19 protein-coding genes and 2 tRNA genes are annotated in these 24,187 nt (G+C 40.5%); 14 read left to right on the top strand and 7 right to left on the bottom strand.

What is annotated here, in order from left to right; genetic code table 11:
- The coding region (locus ACED29_RS09170) for a transposase (protein ID WP_371697513.1) at window positions 1-215 on the top strand (215 nt) is incomplete at its 5' end.
- A 31-nt stretch (window positions 216-246) separates the two neighbouring features.
- Here ACED29_RS09170 and ACED29_RS09175 read toward each other — a convergent pair.
- Window positions 247-771, bottom strand: coding sequence for a GspH/FimT family pseudopilin (locus tag ACED29_RS09175; RefSeq protein WP_273057704.1), 525 nt, complete (start codon window positions 769-771; stop codon window positions 247-249).
- A 128-nt stretch (window positions 772-899) separates the two neighbouring features.
- Window positions 900-1,421, bottom strand: a complete 522-nt coding sequence (locus ACED29_RS09180) for a GspH/FimT family pseudopilin (protein WP_273057705.1) — start codon at window positions 1,419-1,421, stop codon at window positions 900-902.
- A 379-nt stretch (window positions 1,422-1,800) separates the two neighbouring features.
- On the opposite strand from ACED29_RS09180, the gene glnB reads away from it, so the two are divergent.
- Together glnB and ACED29_RS09190 are read left to right on the top strand one after the other, a co-directional pair.
- A complete protein-coding gene (gene glnB, locus ACED29_RS09185; protein WP_124017158.1) occupies window positions 1,801-2,139 on the top strand; it encodes a nitrogen regulatory protein P-II in 339 nt (112 codons plus the stop codon).
- 76 nt (window positions 2,140-2,215) lie between these two features.
- The gene (locus ACED29_RS09190) at window positions 2,216-3,502 is read left to right on the top strand and encodes an NAD(P)/FAD-dependent oxidoreductase (protein ID WP_182698351.1); all 1,287 of its coding nucleotides are present in this window, start codon (window positions 2,216-2,218) and stop codon (window positions 3,500-3,502) included.
- 55 nt (window positions 3,503-3,557) lie between these two features.
- On the opposite strand, the gene ACED29_RS09195 is transcribed toward ACED29_RS09190, so the two are convergent.
- Window positions 3,558-4,571 (bottom strand): LacI family DNA-binding transcriptional regulator, encoded by a 1,014-nt coding sequence (locus ACED29_RS09195; RefSeq protein WP_371697514.1) that lies wholly within the window; start codon window positions 4,569-4,571, stop codon window positions 3,558-3,560.
- A 393-nt stretch (window positions 4,572-4,964) separates the two neighbouring features.
- Here ACED29_RS09195 and ACED29_RS09200 point away from each other — a divergent pair, with 393 nt between their 5' ends.
- The 9 genes from ACED29_RS09200 (at window position 4,965) to nagP (ending at window position 19,973) form a co-directional block, all read left to right on the top strand.
- On the top strand, window positions 4,965-7,577 hold the full coding sequence (locus ACED29_RS09200; RefSeq protein ID WP_124017161.1) for a TonB-dependent receptor: 2,613 nt from the start codon (window positions 4,965-4,967) through the stop codon (window positions 7,575-7,577).
- A 72-nt stretch (window positions 7,578-7,649) separates the two neighbouring features.
- On the top strand, window positions 7,650-9,173 hold the full coding sequence (locus ACED29_RS09205) for a tryptophan halogenase family protein (RefSeq protein WP_371697515.1): 1,524 nt from the start codon (window positions 7,650-7,652) through the stop codon (window positions 9,171-9,173).
- A 194-nt stretch (window positions 9,174-9,367) separates the two neighbouring features.
- On the top strand, window positions 9,368-10,069 hold the full coding sequence (locus ACED29_RS09210) for a SapC family protein (RefSeq protein WP_124017163.1): 702 nt from the start codon (window positions 9,368-9,370) through the stop codon (window positions 10,067-10,069).
- Between the two features lie 1,117 nt (window positions 10,070-11,186).
- Window positions 11,187-13,877, top strand: a complete 2,691-nt coding sequence (locus ACED29_RS09215) for a family 20 glycosylhydrolase (protein ID WP_371697516.1) — start codon at window positions 11,187-11,189, stop codon at window positions 13,875-13,877.
- Window positions 13,878-14,133: 256 nt separating this feature from the next.
- Window positions 14,134-15,054, top strand: coding sequence for an N-acetylglucosamine kinase (nagK, locus tag ACED29_RS09220; RefSeq protein ID WP_182754421.1), 921 nt, complete (start codon window positions 14,134-14,136; stop codon window positions 15,052-15,054).
- An 82-nt stretch (window positions 15,055-15,136) separates the two neighbouring features.
- Complete coding sequence (gene nagB-II, locus ACED29_RS09225) at window positions 15,137-16,138, top strand: glucosamine-6-phosphate deaminase NagB-II (protein ID WP_371697517.1); 1,002 nt, start codon at window positions 15,137-15,139, stop codon at window positions 16,136-16,138.
- Window positions 16,139-16,174: 36 nt separating this feature from the next.
- Window positions 16,175-17,326 carry an N-acetylglucosamine-6-phosphate deacetylase gene (gene nagA / locus ACED29_RS09230; RefSeq protein ID WP_371697518.1) on the top strand — a complete coding sequence of 384 codons (1,152 nt, stop codon included), beginning with the start codon at window positions 16,175-16,177 and terminating at the stop codon, window positions 17,324-17,326.
- Between the two features lie 24 nt (window positions 17,327-17,350).
- Entirely contained in the window at window positions 17,351-18,526 is a 1,176-nt protein-coding gene (gene nagX / locus ACED29_RS09235) for a transmembrane glucosamine N-acetyltransferase NagX (protein WP_371697519.1), read from the top strand.
- 142 nt (window positions 18,527-18,668) lie between these two features.
- Window positions 18,669-19,973 carry an N-acetylglucosamine MFS transporter NagP gene (gene nagP, locus ACED29_RS09240; RefSeq protein ID WP_371697520.1) on the top strand — a complete coding sequence of 435 codons (1,305 nt, stop codon included), beginning with the start codon at window positions 18,669-18,671 and terminating at the stop codon, window positions 19,971-19,973.
- Window positions 19,974-20,282: 309 nt separating this feature from the next.
- On the opposite strand, the gene ACED29_RS09245 is transcribed toward nagP, so the two are convergent.
- Both ACED29_RS09245 and ACED29_RS09250 read right to left on the bottom strand, forming a co-directional pair.
- A tRNA-Thr gene (locus ACED29_RS09245) sits at window positions 20,283-20,358 on the bottom strand.
- Window positions 20,359-20,364: 6 nt separating this feature from the next.
- A tRNA-Phe gene (locus ACED29_RS09250) sits at window positions 20,365-20,440 on the bottom strand.
- A gap of 932 nt (window positions 20,441-21,372) precedes the next feature.
- Between ACED29_RS09250 and ACED29_RS09255 the strand changes: the two genes are divergently transcribed.
- Both ACED29_RS09255 and ACED29_RS09260 read left to right on the top strand, forming a co-directional pair.
- Window positions 21,373-21,930 carry a cytochrome b gene (locus ACED29_RS09255; protein WP_371697521.1) on the top strand — a complete coding sequence of 186 codons (558 nt, stop codon included), beginning with the start codon at window positions 21,373-21,375 and terminating at the stop codon, window positions 21,928-21,930.
- A gap of 95 nt (window positions 21,931-22,025) precedes the next feature.
- Window positions 22,026-22,601, top strand: coding sequence for a YceI family protein (locus ACED29_RS09260; protein ID WP_124017171.1), 576 nt, complete (start codon window positions 22,026-22,028; stop codon window positions 22,599-22,601).
- An 84-nt stretch (window positions 22,602-22,685) separates the two neighbouring features.
- Here ACED29_RS09260 and ACED29_RS09265 read toward each other — a convergent pair whose 3' ends face one another.
- Together ACED29_RS09265 and mutY are read right to left on the bottom strand one after the other, a co-directional pair.
- Window positions 22,686-22,964, bottom strand: coding sequence for an oxidative damage protection protein (locus tag ACED29_RS09265; protein ID WP_101086395.1), 279 nt, complete (start codon window positions 22,962-22,964; stop codon window positions 22,686-22,688).
- 37 nt (window positions 22,965-23,001) lie between these two features.
- On the bottom strand, window positions 23,002-24,075 hold the full coding sequence (mutY, locus tag ACED29_RS09270; protein ID WP_182698361.1) for an A/G-specific adenine glycosylase: 1,074 nt from the start codon (window positions 24,073-24,075) through the stop codon (window positions 23,002-23,004).
- Between the last annotated feature and the right edge of the window lie 112 nt (window positions 24,076-24,187).

Here is a 24,187-nt window from a genome sequence, read left to right on the forward strand (position 1 = left end):
GCGGGAAATCCGTTATTCCAAAGCGCCGCTATAAGAATACACCTCAAGAAAAAGTCGATTGGTGCTTATATCGGTATCGACATTTAGTGGAGAATGCTTTTGGAAGAATTAAACACTATCGAGCAATATCAATAAGATATGACAAGCTAGCAAGAAATTACGCCAGTATGGTGTCACTGGCGTTTATGTTAATGTGGCTACCGATGTATTGCTGATCAACATTTGTACAGCAAAGATCAACAGCCCCTAGCTACAGGTTACGGTACCACTCATTTTAGAAATCCTGCCTGACGAGTTCATACTTATGGCCTCAGAAGAGCTGTTGTCTGCAGTGCTAGGGCAATATCGCAAAGTGCCGCTGTTGCCATTCGCCACCATACCATCAGGGTTAAAACTGTATCGTGATAAATCTGATTTAATAATATCGTTACTGTTAAATGCATCTACCTTGCGTAATAGCACATCAGCAATACCATTGGTCGTATCCATAGTGCCAATAGTGCCATTATCAATGAATATGCTAAAACCCTTGCTCCAGTCACTGCCACATGATGTCGATGCCATTGGGCAGACTGAGACTCTACTGCCATAACTAACTGCTTGGCTACGCGCAAATACAAATGATGATTCAATTGTACTGATAGCGCTTCTTGCTCGAATACCTTCATAAAGGCTAGTTAACGAAGGAACTCCAATTGCTAACAGTATTGCAGCAACTGCAACAGTGACCATCAATTCTACTAGGGTAAATCCAGATTGTATTTTTTTCATGCGAGAGTCCTCTGCCATATAAGCAGAGTATAACCAAGCACAACCTGAATAACAGTGTTTTATTGACTATTTGCGGACATCAGTCGCAATCAATTTCTTACGTGTAAAATTTGTCATTTTACGATTCGCTAAAGTTTACATGTTATATTTTTCTTCTTTGATATCCTTACCCTACCGGCTTGATTAACAATAACCGCTTTTGCATATTCACTATCAACCTTTCCAGGGCAGTAAGTTAATGTGCCATTAGTGCCAGAGGCAAGTCCATCAGGTTGAAAGCGGATCGCCGGGCGGTTATATCTAATATAATCATTTTCATTAAACGGTGATGTCTGTTGGAGTAGTTGGTCATTCGCATCAAGTTGATTTTTTTCACCTTGGTCAATAAAAACACTTAGCCCAAGACTCCAATCCTCAGAACACACGTTTTCAACTAAAGGGCAAACCGTTACCCTTGCACCGTAACTTATGGCCATATTTCGGCCTAATTGAATAGTTTGTTGAATAACTTGAATAGTACTTCTGGCTCTGATTTGTTCAATCACGTCATTTAATGGGGGGATAGCTATCAATGACATAATTGAAGCGACTAGCGTGGTGATAATAACTTCAATCAAACTGAAGCCATTGTCTTGAATAGAAAATCTCATCGTTGTTCATCCTTAAACGTTGTCAGCTGCGTCCTGCAGCAAGATTAAGTTAGTATAGAAAATGAACAGTGGATTTGCTGCGAAATATCTTTTCATAAATACGTAAAATAGCCGCGACAATTGGCAGCGCTTTCAAGTAAGATATTTGAATGACGTTAGCAAGCATATAAACTGTAATTAGGACATATGCTTAATCATCCTCTGCAAAGGATAACAATAATTTTCAAACAGTCTTTGCCATGTATTAGCGTGCAAATACCTGTTGTAACACAAATGGTGAGTTTTATATTGCAGACGTGAAGCGATCTTTATATCGATTTATCTCATCTCTTATACCGAGTAGGGTTAATCAACAAATTAGCGATGACAGGAGTATTTAATGAAAAAAGTCGAAGCGATTATTAAACCGTTTAAACTTGATGATGTGCGTGAGTCACTTGCTGAAATTGGCATTACGGGTATGACAGTATCTGAAGTTAAAGGTTTTGGCCGTCAAAAAGGTCATACAGAGCTCTATCGTGGTGCAGAATACATGGTGGATTTTTTACCTAAAGTAAAAATCGAGCTCGTTATTCAAGATGAGCTTTTAGAGCGTGCAATCGATGTCATCGTTGATACTGCTAGAACTGGAAAAATTGGTGATGGTAAAATTTTTGTAACCGATGTAGAGCGTGTTATTCGTATTCGTACCGGCGAAGAAAATGAAGAAGCAGTTTAAGGCCCATAGGGCCTTTTTTTATACGTGTATATTTTTGTAGTTAAGTTGTTGGAATAAGGTATCTCTGAGGTAATGTATGGTTCAGCGAATTGTTATCGTAGGTGGAGGGGCGGCAGGGTTAGCGTTGGCTTCAAAATTGGGACGAAAATTTGGTAAAAACCCGTTAGTTGATATTAGTTTAATAGATAAAAATACCGTTCACATTTGGAAGCCAAAATTGCACGAAGTGGCAGTTGGTGTCATTGATCAATCAATTGAAGGGCTACAGTATCGAGATCACGGTTTAAAGAACGGTTACCGGTATATTCGTGGCGCTATTGATCAATGTGATCCGAATACCAAACAAATCCAGCTGGCTCCAGTGTACAACGATGAAGGTGAGATCATTATTGCTGCGCGCAATATTGAATATGATACGCTTGTTTTAGCATTGGGAGGCGTTTCAAATAGCTTTAATACACCAGGCGCTGAAAAACATTGTATTTTCTTAGACAGCTTAGATAGTGCTAATCTGTTTCATCATAAGCTCATGGATGCACTATTACAGCTTAATGAAACCCAAGACCAGTTAGGTATAGGTATTGTAGGAGCTGGCGCCACAGGCGTTGAGCTTGCAGCTGAACTTCATCATGTTATTGAATCAGTAAGAGAGTATGGCTACCAAAATATTTCTAAAGATCATTTAGACATAAACTTAATTGAAGCATCAAGCAAAATCCTCCCGCAATTACCAGAGCAAGTCAGTACAAGAGCACAAACTGTACTGTCAAAGTTAGGCGTTAAATTGCATTTAGGTGTGCAGGTTAAAGAAGTCACTAAAGAAGGTTTCGTTACAGCGACTGGTGAGACTATCAAAGCCAACATTAAAGTATGGGCAGCAGGTGTAAAAGGTCCGAAAGTTTTTGAACACTTTACTCAACTTCCGATCACTCCTCGTAATCAAATTGATGTAGATGATTGTATGCATGTTAAAGGCATTGATGATATTTACGCCTTAGGTGACTGTGCGCAACTTATTTTACCATCAGGTAAACCTGTGCCACCAAGAGCCCAAGCGGCAGCCCAAATGGCCGATTGCCTTTATGCCAATATTTGCTTAAAGATGAAACAACAACCAGAAAAGCCTTTCGTGTATAAGGACTATGGTTCATTGGTTTCACTTAGTCGTTTCTCAGCAGTGGGTAATTTAATGGGCAGTCTACGTTCAGGAGACTTTTTTGTTGAAGGTCATATTGCGCGTTTGATGTATATTTCGCTTTATCAGCGTCATTTAGCCAGTTTATATGGCTGGTTCTCGGCTTCGGTATATCGTATTGCGCAAAAACTACTGCGCTGGCAACGTCCTAAACTTAAGTTGCATTAAACGAGTTTATGTTGATAAACACCAGAAAGCCTCTATTGATAGAGGCTTTCTGGTGTTATGTAGGCGAGGTTGTTGAGTTACGAATAACCGGTGTTGGAGTAAAGCATCTGAACGTTTCAGTTGTTTGATTTTTGCGTTTATCAATTAACAGTTGCGTCGCAATTTGAGCAATTTCGATATTGGGTTGATGGACTGTGGTTAATTTAGGCCATGTTTGACGAGAGAATGGGCTATCTTCAAAACCGACAATAGATAGTTCTGTTGGAATATCGAGTCCAGCTAATCGCGCTGCGAATAATGCTCCAGCGGCGATCTCATCGTTACAGGCAACAATTGCAGTCGGCCGTTTAGCCATAGCAATGAGTTTATTTGCACCAGCTAAACCGGACTCGAATGAGTATTCCCCTTCAAGCACCCAATCAGTATTTAGAGTTAGAAAGTTGTTTTTTAACGCTTTCTTAAATCCAAGTAATCGCTCTTTTGTTGATTCATGTTGTAAATCACCACTAAGAAATGCAATATGTTTATGACCCAAATCAATAAGATGTTGAGTAATTTCAACCGCACCTCTTTGGTCATTAACCAATACCGTCAATCCGTTATTATTGATGATCTTTTCACCTGCAATAATTTTAACGTAATTAGCACCTATCTGGTCTAAGGCTGCCAAAATATTAGGGTCTTCGGACATCGGTGGTGTAAGTACCAACCCTGCCAATCTAGCATGCTTAACCATAGTGGTCAGCTCATCACAAATGGTCTCGGATTTTGCATTACATGGATGAATAAGTAATTCAAATCCTCTGTCTTTACAGGCAGATAAAATACCGTTTTGCATATCAATGACATAGTACGCATTGGGGTTATCGTAAATAAAACCAATAACATACGAGCTAGTGCTCGCTAAATTTCTTGCTGCTAAATTAGGTTGGTAATTTAATGCTGTTATCGCTTGGTTTACTTTATCAATGGTGGCTTGTTTTACTGAGGGTTCTTTATTTGTCACCCGTGAAACAGTTTTTATCGATACGCCGGCATATTTTGCGACGTCGTTAATCGTTACTTTCATGTCAGAAATGACTCTTCATTCAGGCGAAACACCACTCAACAAGGCAAATTGCCGCAACATTAAGTGGGTTATTTGTCTGCTAATAGTGCGAGTTTTTGTATAAATTGGCAATCCTCAATTTCATTTCTACTCATATTACGCCATTTATTATAATTAAAAATACATACTGTCTAAAATCATTTTCCTATCTATATAAATGTTTTTTAATGATTTGTTATTTTTTTTAGGTTGTTTATCTAGCAGAAACATTAATGAATTAGCAGGAACGGTTATTTTTTTGTGGCGTCATTGTTAATTTTTGTGTAATGTTTGCTCCAGACATGACAGCGTTGTCATTCCTAGTGAATGGTTATGAACTCAAAAACGATAATAAAGTTATGGAAGGGGAAAAAGATGCGACCATCTATCTTTAAAAAAAATGTACTTGCTACTCAAATTGCGATTCTGTTTGGCAGTATAGTGTCAGTGGGTGCTATTGCAGCAGAAGAAATTACTGTTGATGATAACATTGAAAAAATTGAAGTTCGTGGGATGCGTGCCTCCATGAAAGCTTCAATTAACGAAAAACGTTTTGCTAATTCTGTAGTGGATTCAGTAACGGCAGAAGATATTGGTAAGTTTCCTGATGGCGATGTCGGTGAGTCATTAGGTCGTATCCCTGGGGTTGCAGTAAACCGCCAGTTTGGTCAAGGTCAGCAGGTGTCTATTCGTGGTGCCTCGAGCCAATTGACTAGCACATTGTTAAACGGACATTCAGTTGCATCTACTGGTTGGTTTGATCAGCAAGCCATTGACCGTAGTTTTAACTATTCGTTACTACCACCGCAAATGATCAGTGGTATCGAAGTGTATAAATCTTCGCAAGCTGATTTACCTGAAGGTGGTATCGGTGGCACGGTAATCGTTAAGACTCGTAAGCCATTAGACTTAGAGTCAAACACAGTATTTTTAAGTGCCAAAGGTGACTATGGCACGATTTCAGAAGAAACTGATCCTGAATTATCTGGCCTATATAGCTGGAAAAATGAAAACGAAAACTTCGGTTTCTTAATCTCTGGTGCTGGTGCGAACACCCAGTATCAGCGTAATGGTATTGAAACCTTGCTAGGTTGGGGTGAAATTGTTCCTTCTACCTTCCAACAAGACCGTGAACGCACTGCGTTAAACGTTGCCGCGCAATACCGTGCTAATGATGCATTAGAGTTTGGCTTAACCTACACAGGTTTAAGTCTAAAGGCTGATAATGCCAACACATCCATTTTCTTATTCCCAACTCAGCAAGGTGTTAGCACTTGTAATCAAACTAACGCTGCGGGTGTGTGTACAGATATTACTCATACTGGTGTGGATGCTTTCGCTTGGAACCAAACTTGGGCTCGAGAAGCTGAAATGACTTCTGATACCCTTGATTTCAATTTCGCTTATGATAATGAAAATTTCAAAATTGAAGGTAGTATCGGTAATACCAAGGCAGATGGTGGTACCAGTTTAACCTCTAACTACGGTAACTCAATCGGTAAGCCTTCAGATTTTGCTGGCCACTATGATGCAACGGGCAATATCATTGACATCGATATTGCTAATAAAAACTTTAGTGCTGAAGACTACAATGGCCAATTATCTGGCGCGGGTTGGGCATTAAAGAAACAGCCTAATACCGACGAAGAAACCTATGCTCAGTTTGATGTGACAGTGCCAACAGATTTAGGGGCCATTTCGTCAATCAAAACAGGTATTCGTTATGCTGACCACGATGTGACTCAACAAACTGATGCAGCAATCGTTGGTGATATCGCCGTTCATGATGCCTCTTATTATTTTGACGGCACAATGAGCTCGGGTGCTGGTTTTACTTTGCCTAAGCCAAACTTTGATAACATGATTAACGATGCTAAAGCGGCAATTAACGGTTTTACTCGTGACAAGTCTGGTTACGGTACATTGAACGAGAAAAACCTATCAGTGTATGCAATGGCTAACTTCGAGTCTGAAGGCATTCGTGGTAACTTTGGTTTACGTTATATCTCTACCGACATTGAATCTGACTACTATGCACTCAGTTCTACAGGTCAGTTTGCTGATGCAACATCAACAGATTCTGCTAGTTACAGTGATGTGTTACCAAGCTTAAACGTCGCGTTTGATTTAGCTCCAGATCTGATTTTACGTACTTCTGCATCACAGGTAATGTCTCGCCCTAACTATGCAGAGCTATTTGCTACGTCAACATTACCGGGTTTAAACGATGGTACTCCTGGTAACGAGAAGCTTAACCGTGGTTCTGTTTCATTAGACCCATTTAAAGCAACTCAAGCCGACTTAAGTTTAGAGTGGTATTTCAGCGACTCAGGTTTAGCTGCAGCAACTTACTTTATTAAAGATGTAAGTTCATTCATTTCAACTCGTCAAAAGTTAAACCAACAAATCGGTATTAACGATAATGACCTTGCTGCTCAAGGCCAAAGTGCTTGTGGAGTCGGTGTATATGACTGCTGGACGGTAAGTGAAAAATACAATGCTACCGGTGGTCGTATTGAAGGTCTTGAATTGCAACTTCAAGATTCATATGAAAACGGTTTAGGTTACTCTATTAACTATACTTATGCAGATGCAGGTTCTCCTGCAGAAAACTATCCTGATCAAGTGGGTGTGTTCTCTGATTCGTCTAAGCATACAGTTAACTTAGTCGGTTACTATGAGATGGATGCATTTTCAGCCCGCTTGGCCTATAACTGGCGCAGTGAATACATGATGCGTGAATTACCTGGCTTCTATGGTAACCGTCAACATGAAGACTATGGCACACTTGATTTAAGCACAACATACAGCGTGACAGATTGGATGGATATAACGTTTGAAGCAGTTAACTTAACCGAAGAAGACAGCATCCAAACAGGTGTTGCACCACTAGACTCTGAAGTGATTGCTGAGTTTAAAGCAGACTACCCAGTGTGGAGCTTTGAAGGTGAAGCTCGCTATAAAGTGGGTGTCGCATTCCGTTTCTAATCTAATAGATTAATTGAGTCATATACTAAAAGCCCTGCATTTGCCGGGCTTTTTATTGGATTAAGAGGTGATATGAAAATTCAATCAGTTGCGATTGTTGGTGGCGGAACTGCGGGATGGTTGGCGGCCAATCATCTTGCAAAAGCGCTATTTAATCAAAATATTACTATTACTTTGATCGAGTCCCCTGATATTCCAACTATTGGTGTTGGTGAAGGAACCGTACCGACGATCCGTAAAACATTACAAAGTTTTGGCATCAGTGAAACCGAGTTTATTACCCGTTGTGATGTGACATTTAAGCAGTCGATTAAGTTTCAAAATTGGCTTGATAGTCATCGTCATGGCAGAGATAATTTTTATCATCACCTTTTTGACCCTCCGAGTCCAATGGGAGATGATCTATCTTCGTTATGGCTACAAAATCCCAGTGATGCTTACAGCCAGTTAGTCTCCAGTCAATTTGACGTTTGCGAAGCAAACCTTGCCCCTAAATTAATTACAACCCCAGAATATCAGGCCGTACAAGGTTATGCTTATCATCTAAATGCAGCAAAGTTTGCTTTGTTGTTAGCTGAAAATGCCAAACAGAAATTTGCGGTTAATCATGTTAAAGCCAATGTGATCGATACCCGTTTGCACCTCGATGGTAGTATTGCATCATTGGTTTTAGATAAATGTGGCGAGCAGGAATTTGATTTTTATATCGACTGCAGTGGTTTTGATTCAATCTTATTAGCAAAAGCACTGAAGGTTCCGTTTGTGGATAAATCTCAGGAGCTATTTGTTAACAAAGCCGTTGTTGTGCAAGTGCCAACTGAACCTGATGCCATTATTCCCCCTTATACTAAGGCAACGGCTCATCAAGCTGGTTGGATATGGGATATCGCTTTATCAAATCGCCGTGGGGTTGGGTTAGTGTATTCAAGTGCTCATCTCGATGGTGAGCAAGCCGAACAAAAGCTCAATCGGTATCTCAGTGGCCAATTAGATCAATACTCGTATCGCACTATTCCAATGAAAGTGGGTTACCGTAAACAGTTTTGGGCTAAGAACTGTGTCGCTTTAGGATTGGCTCAAGGATTTTTAGAGCCCATAGAGGCAACATCAATCATGCTAACGGATTTTGCAGCAGGTTACTTGGCAAGTCGTTTTCCTAGTGATAGTCGTCAATGTGAAAGTTTATCCGAGCGATTTAATCAGACTATGTCGTATGCATGGGAACGGGTCGTTGAGTTTGCCAAAATGCATTATTGCCTTTCTGATCGTCATGATTCAGATTTTTGGATAGATAATCGCGACCCACAGACTATCCCGGCAGGATTAAGTAACAAACTGGCGTTATGGCAAGAGTATGTGCCCTTGAGTGAAGACCTATTTTCTAAGTTTGAAGTGTTCAATGTAGAAAATTACCTGTATGTATTGTATGGCATGAAATTTTTGACATACAAGAAAATAATGTCTGAGTCCTCATTAGTGCTCGCTAAACAGCATGCCGCAAGGATTCGACGGCACAGCGAACAGTTATGCCAACATTTACCTGCTCACCGAGAGTTACTCAGTAAAATACATCAATATGGTCTGCAGAAAATATGATGACAAATCTATTTGCTGGTGGATATTTAAGCAAGTGGTAAGTTAAAGCGCAAAATCGTTATATTCGTGCTTGTAAAAATTGGTTAACTTGGTAGTTTCAATACTAATTTATTGTAAACAGGTTATAACCAACCTGTGATCGTTTTATCTATCGTCGCGATTACCTGCACAGAGCCGCACCCAAAGGAGCCAAGATGTCCAACCAAATTACTCTACTCGACCCAGCTAAACACAGTGATCTCAAAATAGTTTCTAGTGATTACACACATATAGCAGAACAACATATTGTGCCTGTGACCTTACATGAAATTGGCCGTGCTGCGACAGAGTACCCCATTGTATTTGTTAAAAATAGTGACACCGGTGAGTTTCAATCGGTGGCAATGCTCGGTCTTAAACCCGGCCAAAACCTAAGTGTAAAAGACGGTAAGTGGTTAGGGTTATATATTCCTGCCGTAATCCGTGACTATCCGCTTGGCTTAGTGTTGAATCCAGACGTAAAAGACAAAGTGTGGATTGGTATTCGTGAGCAGTCTAAAGATGTCAGCACTACCGAAGGCCAAGCGCTATTTGAAGCGGAAAAAGAGACCCCATTCTTAGAGGCTCGTAAGCAAGAGTTAATTAGCCATTATGAGCAAGACCAAGCGACAAGAGGCATCTTAGGCTTTTTAGCGGAGCAGGGATTACTCGTAAGTCAAACATTAACCGTAGATGTTGCAGGCGAGAAACGTAATATTAACGGCTTGTATCTCATTGACGAGCAAAAATTAAATCAGCTATCCGATGAGGCATTTTTAGAACTAAAAAAACGTGGCATTTTAGGGCCTATTTTTGGCCATCTCGGCTCGTTAAATCAAGTTAATCGACTTGCGCGCATGGAAGTCTTAGGTCGCTAGTCAACTGATTATAAAAATGGCGCCTAAATGGCGCCATTTTTAGATAACATACTTAGTTAAGTTAGCATGATAATGCCTGTTAATATCATTCTAAACGAAATAGTTACTTCAGCTTAACGGATTAAAAAAACACCTCAATATCTACCATTGTTGCGGGTTCTAAAATCACTGACGATACGGTGCACATACTCACATACTCACATACTCATTATCATGCAGTTACAATGGATAACTTAGTCCAACATTCCGCCTAAATATCAGATAAATAGCCACTATTCATTAATGCCAATAAATAACTGAGCAGTCACTAGACTGCGATAAAATGCAGTACCATTAACATAGTATTGCTTAATAATGGGCTTTACTGAATGTTGTAACAGTCATTTATTATAATTTTTTGAGTACTGTTATGAATAATAAAACTGCTGCATAAAATAGAAAACTCAATAAAACTTGCCATTTTGGTTTTATCTGTGCTGCTGAGCATAATGAACCCCTATCGAACTACACTAACCGACATCAAAAACATTAGTTAAAAATAATATTCAGCAGGAGTAAAGGCCAAATCTACAAATTCGGCGGATAACTTTAGTTTGATTATGAGTTTATGGGGATTTTACGATGTACAGAGCCTTATCTTATTTGTAACAAGCATGTTTGTCATAAATCGAAGTTGAATTTTGTATATCAAGGCGCTCAGGTTTTTTATTAAAGCATTGATATATATGGTTGTTAATACAATTATGTTTGTTTTTGTCGGCTAATGTAAAAAAGCTGGATCTCATTGGTTAAAATTGGTAACTTATGCATGACAGCGTTGTCATTGGCGGTTGTAACGTTGTTTCAGTTTAACGTGATGAGGAGTAGCTCTCCCATTCATGTTTGATAGTGGCACTTCAGGTTGAATCATCACTATCCCTTAAGATACTTTTTACTTTCTCCCAAGAAAAAAGTATGGGCTGGTGCATATCTTAAGCGATTTATGTTCCAGCTTTTTTACTGGTAATAAGCAAGTAACCTGATATTAAATAAAGGCTAATTGACACTAAAAATTATGTCAGTTAGCTAAACCGATAACGGTAAATTAGCTGTACTTCTAGATGATAACGAGGACGCAATGAAAACAACTTGGACGTTTAGTGCCATAATTATGTCTTTCTACTTAGTCGCATGCACACCATCACAATCATCAGCGCCTATGTCGGAAATGGCTTTGCAGTCTTGGAGTCAAGATGATTTAGCCAAATTTGCAGATGACGTGAGCGTAACATATCGCTTAGTGTCTAATTTAACCGACGAAGCCTGTGCTGAAGGTGCCAAAGCGACTGAGCGTTGTTTTATTGCTGAGATTGATTTCACCAGTTCATACGATATGTTGCTAGCTGATTGGGCTATTTACTTTAGCCAAATGCGACCTGTACAAGCAGTATTAAGTGATGAGTTTACGATTGAGCAAATTAAAGGTGATCTTCATCGAATAACCCCTACTGCCGCTTTTACTGGTTTTCATGCAGGACAAGCCAACACACTGCGTTTTCGTGGCGAATTGTGGCAACTCTCTGAAACTGATGCCATGCCCAATTACTATATTGTGGCTAACGATGCTCAAGGTGTAGAGCTGACCCCGCAAGTGATTAATAGTACTCGTGTACAGCAAGACCCTGAAACCAATATGGAAGTTCGACCTTATGCTCAAGCATTTACCGATGCTAAAAGACAGTATCAGCGTAGCCCAACAGACAAATTAGTCTGGGCTAAGCCGGAAATACTGTTTACCCAAAATAATACGGTATCTGCCGATGCCAGTTTAAGCGTTGATTCATTACTACCGACTCCCAAATCGCAAGTTATTGTTGCTAATGGCAAGGCGATATCCTTGCATCAAGGTATTAATATTAGTCGCCAAAACCTGGTCGATGTGCAGCTTGAACTGCACGATATTCAAGCCGCATTAGCCCGCCTGGAGCGCATTGGTGTCAGGCAATCGAGTGCAGGCGTCCCGTTAGTATTCGAGCGATTATCTCAGGGCAATAACCAAAGCACTGATCGCTATGAGTTAATTATTAATCAACAAAATATGATCATTAAAGCCGCTAATGCTAGTGGATTTAGTTATGGTATTTCATCGTTAAGTTCATTACTTAATATTGACTCGTTAACCGTTAACCCTATGCAGATAAAAGATAGTCCTCGATACGTTTATCGAGGGATGCACGTTGATGTGTCTCGTAATTTTCACAGTAAGCAGTTTATTTTAGATTTGCTAGATCAAATGGCAGCTTATAAATTAAACAAACTGCATTTACATATGGGCGATGATGAAGGATGGCGATTAGAAATTGACGGTTTACCGGAACTTACCGATGTTGGTAGTAAACGTTGTCATGACTTGTCTGAAACTCGTTGTATTTTACCACAGCTAGGCAGTGGGCCTTTTTCGGATACTAAGGTGAATGGTTTCTATAGCAAAGAGGATTATATTGATATTATTAAGTACGCCAATGCTCGACAAATTCAAGTGATCCCTTCAATGGACATGCCTGGTCATTCACGCGCAGCGATCAAATCGATGGAGGTTCGTTATCGAAATATGATGGCAAAAGCGGATAAACAGGCGGCAAATGAGTTCATATTAGCGGACTCAAACGATACAACACAGTATTCATCGGTACAGTATTACAACGACAACACATTAAACGTCTGTATGGAGTCTACTTACCGTTTCATAGATAAAGTGATTACTGAAATCGCTAAATTACATGAACAAGCGGGGCAGCCGTTAGAGACCTATCATATCGGTGCAGATGAAACCGCAGGCGCTTGGCTTGAGTCGCCTATTTGCCAAGCGTTTATAGCGAGCAACCAATACGGTGTCACTGATATCAATCATGTTGGCGCTTATTTCATTGAACGTGTCGCTAATATGTTAGCCGACAAAGGTATTCAACCAGCAGGTTGGAGTGATGGCATGAGCCACACGAATCCAGCCCGCATGCCTGCTCATTCTCAAAGTAATGTCTGGGATCTCGTATCACATAAAGGCTATCAACGCGCTCACCAACAAGCTAATAACGGTTGGACGACGGTATTGTCCAACCCTGAAGTGCTTTACTTTGATTTTCCCTATGAAGCAGACCCAAAGGAACATGGTTACTATTGGGGAACTAGAGCCTTGAATAGCCATCATGTTTTTTGCTTCATGCCAGGTAACTTACCCGCTAATGCCGAACAATGGTTCGATATAGAAGGGCAACCTTTTGAAGCCGATGACCGTCCTCAATTAGACGATACAGGCAAGCAAACTGCTGGCCCAATGAAGGCTGGTGAAACTGTTGACGGTATACAAGGGCAAATATGGAGTGAAACGTTACGCAGTGATCAAACCGTTGAGTATATGATTTATCCGCGACTATTAATGTTAGCAGAGCGAGCATGGTATAAACCTGAATGGGAAGTGCCATACCAATACGCAGGGGCTGTGTATAACCAAACAACAGATCATTTCACTACTACAATGCGTCAACAGCAAGCACGTCAATGGCAAAAAATCGCCAACCACCTAGGCAATAAAGAACTGGCAAAGTTAGATAATGCAGGTGTTAATTATCGTGTTCCCACCGTTGGTGCAGTAATTAACGACGGCATATTAAGTGCGAATATTGCTTTTCCTGGCTTACAGATAGAATATCGGGAAGGTGATAAGCCTTGGCAAGTATATACCTCGGCGGTAGCGGTGAAACGCCCTGTTGATGTTAGAGCAGTAGCCGCTAATGGTAAGCGAAAAGGCCGAACTCTGCGTGTAGACTAATTGTTAAACCAGTAGACACCCGCGTCGTCAGTATCATATGCACTGGCGACGTGTTACCCCCTAATTCAGCAGACAATTTAGTTATACAACCTCCTGTTAAATATGATGTAAATATCATTTTTGTTGATTATTAGTGTTTTTTATTAAAAATTAAATGACAGCGTTGTCATTTTTGGTGTAACATGGCGTTAACTTATTAACAGGCTTGATGACTATCAAAAATAGTAGCGTTAAACAGAATACCAAGAGGACAGTCATGGGTAACAAACAGCCTAACGAACAGCAACTTTATATCGGTATTGATGGCGGTGGCAGTAAATGTCGTGCCACGATTTACTCCGATGACGGTCAACAACTTGGCACCGCAGTGGCTGGTCGTGCCAATCCACTACATGGTTTAGAGCAAACGTTTCAATCAATGATTGAGTCATCACATTTGGCTTTAGTCGATGCCGGTTTTGCACCTGACACTTGCCATCAGTTAGTCGCTGGTATTGGTTTAGCAGGAGTTAATGTTGGCCAGTTTTATCAGCAAATTATTCAGTGGCAACATCCATTTAAAGCCATGTATCTTACGACTGACTTGCATACAGCCTGTATTGGTGCTCATCACGGTGAAGATGGTGCGGTTATTATTACTGGTACTGGTTCATGTGGTTATGCGCATGTTGGTCAGCAAAGTATTATTTTAGGCGGTCACGGATTTGCATTAGGTGACAAAGGTAGTGGTGCATGGCTTGGTTTAAAAGCGGTTGAGCATGTGCTACTTGCTCTCGACGGTTTTGCATGTTCAAGCAAGCTGACTGAGAGCTTGCTGAATTATTTTAACGCTAAAAATGCCATCGATATTGTTGAACATCTCGCCGGTCAATCATCTAGCGCTTATGCAAAGCTAGCTCGTATCGTATTGATGTGCGCACAGGATGGTGATGCTGTTGCAATCGCTATTGTACAAGATGGAGCAAATTACATAAGCGAGCTTGCTCGAAAGCTATTTGTCCTTAACCCAAGTCGTTTTTCTATTATTGGTGGATTAGCAGAACCACTAACACCTTGGTTAGACAATGAGATAGCAAGCAAGATTTCACCCTCTATTTCGCCACCAGAATATGGGGCGTATTTGTTCGGCAAAAAGCAATTTTTAACTCAACCAATAGCTAATGTAAATCATCAGTAGAGTGTTTGTTGACGTTAATTGACGTCAACTCAATACCTACAAGGTTACTGGTTAATTCAACATTATTTTATCAAGGTTTATTATGACAATTCTTACAGTTATGGAACAAGAAGCTCGTACCGCACCTCAGAAAATTGCCGAGCAATTGATTGCCAACCAGACTATTACTGACACATTGGGTCAGACCTTACGTGAACTTAAGCCTAAATTTGTCATGATTGTAGGTCGTGGTTCTTCTGATCATGCCGGTGTATTTGCTAAATACTTATTTGAAATCGAAGCGGGTGTTCCTACGTTTGCTGCTGCTCCTTCTGTTGCCAGCGTATACGGTAAGTCATTACAACTTGATGGAGCGTTAGTCATCGTGATTTCACAGTCTGGCCGAAGCCCTGACATTCTTGCACAAGCAAGAATGGCTAAAGCGGCCGGCGGATTTTGTGTGGCATTGGTCAATGATGAGTCAGCGCCTATTAAAGACATTGTTGATGTTATTGTGCCATTACGTGCAGGTGAAGAAAAAGCCGTTGCTGCAACAAAAAGCTACCTAGCCACTCTATCCGCTATTTTACAAATTGCCGCTAAGTGGACTCAAAGTGAATCATTAGCGCAAGCGGTAAACTCGTTACCCCAAGCTTTACAAACCGCAGTTGATGCTGAACCGCAACTCACTGCTGAGTCATTGGACGGCGTTAAAAACTTAGTGGTTCTTGGTCGCGGCTTAGGTTATGCAGTTTCAAAAGAAATTGCATTAAAAATGAAAGAGGTCTGTTCAATACACGCTGAAGCATTTAGTAGTGCAGAATTTTTACATGGCCCAGTGACATTAGTTGAAAAGAAATTAGCGATTGTTGATGTATGTATTAACGATGAGTCGTATGCCAGCCATGTAGAACAAATTGCTAATGTTAGGCAGCGAGGTGCTGATTTAGTGCATCTAAATCAAACGTCTGCAGATATTCATCCACGAGTTGCGCCTTTAGCATTACTGCAGCGTTTTTACATTGATGTTGCCGCAGTCGCCATTGCCCGTGGCATTAATCCTGATCAACCCGCGGGCTTAAAGAAGGTCACTCAAACACTATAGTTGCTTCATTAAAATCTATATAGAGCAGAGAGTATTATGAAACAAATCCTGATTGTTGAGCGATTATTTGATGGTGAGTCATTTCATAAAAATATGGCCGTAACCATAGATGCAGGCAAGATCACTGCTGTCATACGTGCTGAAGATGTAATTGATGTCGAACACCATACCGTCACAAAATTAGCGGGTACGCTCACACCAGGGTTTGTCGATGTGCAAGTGAACGGTGGTGGCGGGGCGTTATTTAATGCTGAGCCTAGTACTGAGTGTATTGAAATTATTGGCCGTGCTCATGCACGATTTGGGACCACAGGTTTCTTACCTACATTAATTACTGATGATGTAAGTATCATGACAAAAGCAGCCGATACGGTTGCGGTGGCTATTGCAAATCAACAAGCTGGTGTTTTAGGTATTCACTTTGAAGGTCCACATTTAAGTGTGCCTAAAAAAGGTGTACATCCACAGCGCTATATTCGGCAAATTAGTGAAAAAGAACTGAGTATTTTTAGTCGTCAAGACTTAGGCATTAAAGTGGTCACGCTGGCGCCTGAAAATGTGTCAACTCAGGTTATTAAGGCACTGGTGTCAGCAGGTGTCAAAGTCTGTTTAGGGCACTCAAATGCTGACTATGACACAGTGAATGCAGCATTAGAGGCTGGAGCTACAGGATTTACCCACTTATATAATGCGATGTCTGCTTTAGGTTCACGCGAACCTGGCATGGTCGGTGCTGCGCTGGAAAGTCAAGATGCTTGGTGTGGCTTAATTGTCGATGGACATCATGTTCATCCTGCGGCAGCAAAAATAGCCATAAATGCTAAGCCTAAAGGTAAAGTCATGCTGGTAACCGATGCTATGCCGCCTGTTGGTATGAGTGATGATGCCAGTTTCAAATTATTTGGTACTCAGGTTACTCGTCATGGGGACAGGCTTAATGCAGCCACGGGAGAATTAGCCGGTTGTGTTTTAGACATGGTTGGGGCGGTGAATAATAGCGTGGCTATGCTTGGATTATGTCATGAAGAAGCTTTACGAATGGCATCGTTATATCCAGCAACATTTCTCGGTTTAGAGCAACAACTAGGTTTAATTAAACCAGGTTATAGAGCAGATCTAGTGTTATTAAACCCGGCCAATAAAGTCAGTCGCACCTATATTGCTGGCAACGTCGTTTTTGCGCAGTAAAGCTTACTGTCTAATTGTGTAAATATGAAAGAGACTATGATGTCAGTTAATCGCAAAATTGAGTCCAATACTCAACGTGATAAGCCCAGCAAACCCAGACTTATGTCACTTGATGCATTACGTGGCTTTGACATGTTTTGGATTATCGGTGGCGAAGGCATTTTTGCCGCGTTATTTGCTTTAACGGGGTGGGCGGGATGGCGTGTTGCTGAAGCTCAGACCCAACATAGTCAATGGCACGGCTTTACCTTTTATGACTTAATTTTCCCTTTGTTTATTTTCTTATCGGGTGTGGCGCTCGGTCTATCACCTAAGCGTATCGACTTATTGGCTTTTCGTGAGCGAATTCCGCTATACCGTTATGCATTAACACGTTTACTGTTACTGATTGCATTGGGAGTGTTATATAACCATGGATGGGGGACTGGGATCCCTGTTGACCCAGAACAGATTCGATTTTCAAGTGTGCTAGCGCGTATTGGTTTTGCATGGTTTTTTGCGGCAATGGTGGTGTGGCACACCTCGCTGCGAGTTCAAATATTAATCACCATATCGATGTTCATTTTTTATATTTTATTACAGTGTTTTGTTGGTTTTCCTGGCGGCCAAGCAGGAGTATTTACTGCAGATGGAAGTCTTAATACTTATATAGACAGTATATTACGACCGGGTATGGCTTATCAGCATCGCGCACTTGATCCTGAAGGCGTGCTATCGACATTCCCTGCGGTCATTAACGCATTATGTGGTGTGTTTGTGGGCCAATACATTGTTAAGCCACACCCCAAAGGCGATTGGGCTAAAGTGAGCATTATGATGCTCTGTGCGCTACTTATGTGGTCCGGCGGGTGGTTACTCGACTTTATTATTCCTGTAAATAAAGATCTGTGGAGCAGTAGCTTTGTACTCGTGACATTAGGGTGGAGCTTACTATTTTTTAGCGTATTTTATGCCATTATCGATGTACTAAAATGGCAAAAATGGTCTTATGTATTTGTTATTATTGGTGTTAACTCCATTATTGTTTATTTAGGAACAAGTATCCTTGATTGGTCTTATATCACTCAAAGCTTGTTAGGTGGAGTGATACGTTCAGCACCAGCTTCCAGTCAGTTAATGATCAGTGTCATAGGTTTAGTCACAGTGCAATGGCTCGTACTGTGGTGGATGTACCGTCGAAAAATATTCATAAGAGTATAAGGTTAACTCAGCTATTAAAGTGAGTTGTTAGTTATGGATGACAAGGCTGTCTTAGTGGTGAGTGTGTATTAATATTCCTCAATTAATATTGATATTTCTAAACCACTAAGTCCTCCCTATAAATATAATAATGAGCAGGTTTATGGAAATGACAACAACAAAAACATCGGCAGAAAATAGTGTTGTACCAATGACAATTGTGGCAATTTTATTTTTTATTCTTGGCTTTGCTACCTGGTTAAATGGCTCCTTAATGCCTTACTTAAAGCAAATATTACAGCTAAGCCCTTTTCAAGCTTCGTTAATCCTCTTTTCATTTTATATTGCGGTAACGTTTACCGCATTACCCTCAGCCTGGGTTATTCGTAAAGTGGGTTATAAAAATGGTATGGCATTAGGCATGGGAATAATGATGTTGGCTGGTTTATTATTTATCCCAGCAGCCCAAACCCAAGTATTTATATTATTTCTAGTGGCTCAGCTTGTCATGGGGACAGGGCAGACACTATTACAAACAGCGGTTAATCCTTACGTGGTTCGCTTAGGTCCTGAAGAGTCAGCCGCAGCACGTGTAAGCGTAATGGGTATTTTGAATAAAGGCGCCGGCGTGATTGCACCTATGGTATTCACAGCACTTATTTTAGATAGTTTTAAAGAGCGAGTCGGTACTGAATTAACCTCTATTCAAATTGATGAAATGGCCAACAGCTTAATTTATCCTTATCTTGGCATGGCTATCTTTATTGGTGTTCTTGCTTTTGCAGTGAAAAAATCACCTCTGCCTGAATTGGAACAAGATCAAGCAGAAATCGATTCAGAAAAAGGCCAGATCAAACAAGCTTTGTCTCATCCAAGTTTGGCATTAGGTGTTATTGCTTTATTTGTTTATGTGGCTGTTGAGGTTATTGCTGGCGACACGATTGGAACATTTGCATTGACGCTAGGTGTTGAGAATTACGGGGTAATGACATCCTATACCATGCTGTGCATGGTGCTAGGTTATACCTTAGGCATTATTTGTATTCCCCGTTTTATTTCCCAACCTAATGCATTAATGCTCAGTGCTATTTTAGGACTGATATTAACTGCCGGTATCGTGTTTGGTGATAGCCAGTCTTATGTCATAGCTAACGCTTTATTAGTTCCTTTTGGTGGTGCCCAACTTCCCGATACATTATTAATGATTGCATTTTTAGGCTTAGCCAATGCCATAGTGTGGCCAGCTGTGTGGCCATTGGCACTTTCAGGTATGGGTAAACTGACCAGCACAGGTTCTGCATTGTTAATAATGGGGATTGCCGGTGGCGCTTTTGGGCCACTATTTTGGGGACTAACCAGTTCAGCGACATCCTTAGGTATGCAGGGTGGGTATATGGTGATGTTTCCATGCTACTTATTCATTCTATTTTATGCCGTTAAAGGTCATAAGATGAGACGTTGGAAATAGCGTTTACCGTTTAAAGCGATTTTATCAACCGAAAAAGGGAGCCTAGGCTCTCTTTTTGCTTATAGTATGTCTCTGAAACGCTGCCGGGGATGCGGGGTAATCTAAGTTGGTTATATCTTTGATTGTTTATTTGAGGTTAAGTTAATCTGATAAGGCAAACTCTTAATCATTTATCCAGTAATATTGATATAGCTGAATTCGTTGTGCTTTATGGGAGAATACTGGGCTTAATGTGAGCTTGTATTATTTAGTAGGTGGGGATAATTAGATACAAAAAAGCCACTCATTGAGTGGCTTTTTTGTTTTTTATGGTGCCGGCACCAAGAGTCGAACTCGGGACCTACTGATTACAAGTCAGTTGCTCTACCAACTGAGCTATGCCGGCTAATTGTGGTGCCCGAACCCGGAATCGAACCAGGGACACGAGGATTTTCAATCCTCTGCTCTACCAACTGAGCTATTCGGGCAACTAACTAAGTGTTAGTTATCTACTGCAAACTAGGTATTAACTTGGTAATCAATGCCTGTCTCGTCTGGAGTGCGCACATAGTATAGTGATGGATTTTATCGTGCAAGTGGTTTTTTAAATGTTTTCACTCGTTCGGCTAGTTAATGTGCAAAATGATGCTTTTTTATCGATTTTAACCCCAGAAAGTGGTTTATCAGCATTAATCACCAAGAATAAAGTCATAGATGCTTGCTGACGATTACATAAAAAGTAATCAGAAAATTGAATTTGTCGTTTCTTGATCTGCATTAGACCGATTTTTAACTAAATAGTTAGAGTTTTGGCTTTAACGGCCAGCTCGAGTCGTTGATAGTTCACTTCTTTACATGTAAAGAAGTGAACTTTTTATAGGGCATTTTATCTTAATTTAGGTTCACTGAAATGTCAGGACATTTACTCAACGGGAGAGAAGTGATTCAGATAGGTCTGAATTATGCCAGCTAATCTGACAACATTAATTGTGCAGCTATGTATAGCCGTTTAATTCAAGGCAGAGTTTATGACATGTCGTTAAGCTACATCAGTAAGCGATAACGCAGTTTACACTCACCACAAACGCTGCTCGAAGCTCTTTTAATCTTATAAATTTTTTACCAGACATTAGCGCAGCTAGAGACAGAGTCTTTAACACTTGTGTCGCTTTGTTTCATAAAAATCAAACCGGTTAGTTTGAAGAATGTTAACGACGGACGAACAACCGGGCTTGATGATATTTGATTAGTAGTGACTACAATTGATATATGTTTAATTAGAGCTTGCTTAATTATGCGGTCATTCTCTATCTTAAAATCTATTAATTCTATTTTATAGAACGATTTTGGCTATTTTTACTGATTTTCTTTCCCAAAATTAACGTTAAAATGTTGTGACTTGTTTAGAGGAAAGTAAGACATGTTAAAAAACACTCCGACTGGCTATGGTTTAGTGACCATTATTATTCATTGGTTGTCCGCCATCGCTGTTATTGGTCTATTTAGCGTAGGCTATTGGATGGTAGAGCTTACCTACTATAGTAGTTGGTACCAAACGGCACCACATCTTCATAAAAGTGTCGGTCTGCTTTTACTTGGATTAACACTATTGAGGTTTGTTTGGCGGACCATATCACATGCTCCTAGTCCATTATCGAACCATCTGCCATGGGAAAAACGTGCGGCTAAGTGGGCGCATACTGCTCTTTATACGTTAATGTTACTCATTATGTGTTCAGGAATTATGATTTCGACAGCTGATGGTCGAGATATTTGGATTTTTGATTGGTTTGCCGTGCCATTTCCTGACGCTTTTATTGATGATCAAGCCGATACCGCTGGAGTGATACATCAATATCTTGCTTACAGCTTAATGGGGTTGGTTGTGTTGCATGCCGCAGGTGCGATTAAGCATCATGTTATTGATAAAGACAACACGCTTAAAAGAATGTTGCTGCCAAGTCGTATCAGCAAATAATCGAATGGTTTAACCGTCGAACCGATTAACCGTTATGTTCGATGTATATCACTACCTATTTATCTACTTGTTATTAACTTAAAGGAATAAAAGTCATGAAAAAACACCTTATAGCAGCACTCATGGGTGCAACGTTTATGTTACCTGTTGCTGTTAACGCTGCCGACTATGTTATCGACACTCAAGGTGCACATGCATCAATTCAATTTAGTGTAAGCCATTTGGGTTATAGCTTTGTGGTGGGACGCTTTAATGAGTTCTCTGGTGACTTCAGTTTCGATGCTGCCAAAGTAGCAGACGGCAAAGTGAACGTTAAAATTAATACTAACAGTGTTGATTCTAATCATGCTGAACGTGACAAGCATTTGCGCAGCGCAGACTTTTTAAATACCAGCAAATTCCCAGAGGCTTCTTTCACATCAACATCGATTGTCGATAAAGGTAATAACCAGTTTGTGATTAATGGTGACTTTACCTTAAATGGTGTAACCAAACCGTTAACCATTGATGCTGTTGCTATTGGTGAAGGTAAAGATCCATGGGGTGGTTACCGTGCAGGTTTTACCGGCACAACCAGTTTTGCGATGAAAGATTTCGGTGTCAAAATGGATTTAGGTCCAGCTTCCGCTAATGTTGAATTAGCCTTGGTAGTAGAAGGCGTTAAACAATAATCTGTCGGATTAGTGATGAATAAAACAAAGCCGCTAAGTTAAGCGGCTTTGTTGTTTAATACTGTTATCGATTATATTGCTAGGTTATTCATCTTCCGCTGGTGGAACATAACCTTCGATTTCAACGTCTTTACCTTCAAATAAAAAGTGAGTCATTTGCTCTTCAAGAAACTTGCGGTCATCAACATTCATCATATTGAGTTTTTTCTCGTTAATGAGCATGGTTTGCTTCTTTTGCCATAAGCCCCAAGCTTCTTTACTGATATTGTCAAAAATGCGCTTACCCAATTCGCCTGGGTAAAGCTGAAAATCTAAGCCATCAGCTGATTTATTGAGATGTTGACAGTGAACTGTGCGAGCCATGATGATTCCTTACTAACTTTATTAATTACTGTAAACACTAATGTGTCGCGAAAAGTACGGCTAAATTAGCCAAAATGCGTTCTGTGGCTGCTGCTAAGCCGACTTTCGCAGGTTGCTCTATGTTATACCAGAGAGCCGAGGTTTGTTCCATGATGCCAGTAGCTTGAGCAACAGATAGTTCAACTAATACGGGTTGAATATCAAGATGGAAATGACTAAAGGTATGCCTAAACCCTGCAAGCCCTTGTTCAGATTGTGTCAAATTATGCAGGGTTAAATAATCATTTAATTCTGCTTGATGCTCAAATTGTGGAAAACACCATAACCCTCCCCATATACCTGCTGGTGGGCGCTGGATTAACTGAACTTTGATAGAATCTTCGCTGTTATCAACTAAAACTACCATAAAGGCTGATTTTTCGGGTGTCACTTTTTTAGGCTTTTTACCTGGATATAGGCTTTGATGGCCACTTTGTTGCGCTACACAATCAATTGCCACAGGACAGGCTGCGCAATTAGGTTTGCTGCGAGTACAAACACTTGAACCAATATCCATCATAGCTTGGTTAAACTTTTCAACATTTTTGGCAGGTGTTAACGCATCCGTTAATTGCCATAATTGCTGCTCAACGTTTTTTTGTCCTGGCCAACCTGCAATAGCACCATGTCTGGCCAATACTCGTTTAACATTTCCATCTAAAATAGGGTGGTGTTGACCAAGTGATAATGACAGTATCGCCCCTGCGGTAGATTTACCTATTCCAGATAAAGCCACAACATCTTCAAACTGAGTGGGAAACTTGCCATCAAAGGCATCACGTATATGCTGTGCTGCTTTATGTAGATTACGGGCTCTGGCGTAATAACCTAAGCCGGTCCACAAATGCAGCACTTCATCTTGATGCGCATTAGCAAGATCGACAACGCTTGGGAAGCGCGCCATAAATTTTTCATAATAGGGAATCACCGTCGCAACTTGAGTTTGCTGGAGCATGATCTCCGACACCCAAACACGGTAAGGCGTTTTATTGAGCTGCCAAGGCAGTGATTTGCGACCATGCAGGTCGTACCAAGCGATAATACGCTCAGAAAATGGGCTTAGATTTTTCATGGGCGCAGTGTAGCCATAGGCATTTTATTACACAAGTAGCCGCGCTATTTAAAAACATAAATTAGCATAAACATGTGCGATCAGTTTAGGTATAATGCGCAACTGACTTTAT

The sequence above is a fragment of the Shewanella sp. 5S214 genome (assembly GCF_041439795.1).
Classification (GTDB): Bacteria; Pseudomonadota; Gammaproteobacteria; order Enterobacterales; family Shewanellaceae; genus Shewanella; species Shewanella vesiculosa.

Bases quoted from the DNA above. Each gene is read 5' to 3' on its own strand.
- nagB-II (WP_371697517.1), top strand. From the start codon at position 15,137: ATGACAATTCTTACAGTTATGGAACAAGAAGCTCGTACCGCACCTCAG.
- ACED29_RS09175 (WP_273057704.1), bottom strand. From the start codon at position 771: ATGAAAAAAATACAATCTGGATTTACCCTAGTAGAATTGATGGTCACT.
- ACED29_RS09210 (WP_124017163.1), top strand. From the start codon at position 9,368: ATGTCCAACCAAATTACTCTACTCGACCCAGCTAAACACAGTGATCTC.
- nagX (WP_371697519.1), top strand. From the start codon at position 17,351: ATGAAAGAGACTATGATGTCAGTTAATCGCAAAATTGAGTCCAATACT.
- ACED29_RS09190 (WP_182698351.1), top strand. From the start codon at position 2,216: ATGGTTCAGCGAATTGTTATCGTAGGTGGAGGGGCGGCAGGGTTAGCG.
- ACED29_RS09215 (WP_371697516.1), top strand. From the start codon at position 11,187: ATGAAAACAACTTGGACGTTTAGTGCCATAATTATGTCTTTCTACTTA.
- nagP (WP_371697520.1), top strand. From the start codon at position 18,669: ATGGAAATGACAACAACAAAAACATCGGCAGAAAATAGTGTTGTACCA.
- glnB (WP_124017158.1), top strand. From the start codon at position 1,801: ATGAAAAAAGTCGAAGCGATTATTAAACCGTTTAAACTTGATGATGTG.
- ACED29_RS09265 (WP_101086395.1), bottom strand. From the start codon at position 22,964: ATGGCTCGCACAGTTCACTGTCAACATCTCAATAAATCAGCTGATGGC.
- mutY (WP_182698361.1), bottom strand. From the start codon at position 24,075: ATGAAAAATCTAAGCCCATTTTCTGAGCGTATTATCGCTTGGTACGAC.
- ACED29_RS09205 (WP_371697515.1), top strand. From the start codon at position 7,650: ATGAAAATTCAATCAGTTGCGATTGTTGGTGGCGGAACTGCGGGATGG.
- ACED29_RS09255 (WP_371697521.1), top strand. From the start codon at position 21,373: ATGTTAAAAAACACTCCGACTGGCTATGGTTTAGTGACCATTATTATT.
- nagK (WP_182754421.1), top strand. From the start codon at position 14,134: ATGGGTAACAAACAGCCTAACGAACAGCAACTTTATATCGGTATTGAT.
- ACED29_RS09195 (WP_371697514.1), bottom strand. From the start codon at position 4,571: ATGAAAGTAACGATTAACGACGTCGCAAAATATGCCGGCGTATCGATA.
- ACED29_RS09180 (WP_273057705.1), bottom strand. From the start codon at position 1,421: ATGAGATTTTCTATTCAAGACAATGGCTTCAGTTTGATTGAAGTTATT.
- ACED29_RS09200 (WP_124017161.1), top strand. From the start codon at position 4,965: ATGCGACCATCTATCTTTAAAAAAAATGTACTTGCTACTCAAATTGCG.
- ACED29_RS09260 (WP_124017171.1), top strand. From the start codon at position 22,026: ATGAAAAAACACCTTATAGCAGCACTCATGGGTGCAACGTTTATGTTA.
- nagA (WP_371697518.1), top strand. From the start codon at position 16,175: ATGAAACAAATCCTGATTGTTGAGCGATTATTTGATGGTGAGTCATTT.